We start from the raw sequence: 302 nt of genomic DNA, 5'->3' as shown, positions 1-302 counted from the left end.
CGTCGACGAGGCGGCCACGGCGCTCAAGGCCATGAGCCTGCTACGCAAGGCCTGCCCGCAGGTGCCAGTAATCGCACGCGCGCGCAGTCTGGACGAGAGTGGCCAGCTGGTGGCGGCCGGCGCAGCCCATGCCCATCCCGAGGCGATCGAGGCCAGTCTGCGACTCGGGGCGACGGCACTGCACATGCTGCACGTCGCGCCGGGGGACATCGAACAGATCGTCCAGGGCGTGAGGAACAGGGGCTACCGGCCGGTGGCCGAGACCGAACCCGATCGCTGAGGACCGAGGCCTTGAGGCGTCG

The 302-nt window shown here is 70.5% G+C and carries 1 pseudogene; it reads left to right on the top strand.

Features of this window, described 5'->3' with window-relative positions:
- Positions 1 to 280 (top strand): annotated as a pseudogene (locus RMP09_RS04730) (sodium:proton exchanger); the annotation flags it as partial.
- Positions 281 to 302: the final 22 nt, after the last annotated feature.

The sequence above is a fragment of the Hydrogenophaga sp. genome, assembly GCF_031426985.1.
Classification (GTDB): Bacteria; Pseudomonadota; Gammaproteobacteria; order Burkholderiales; family Burkholderiaceae_C; genus Hydrogenophaga.
The sequence above is the reverse complement of the archived record's forward strand: the minus strand, read 5'-3'. Positions and strand labels throughout refer to the sequence as shown.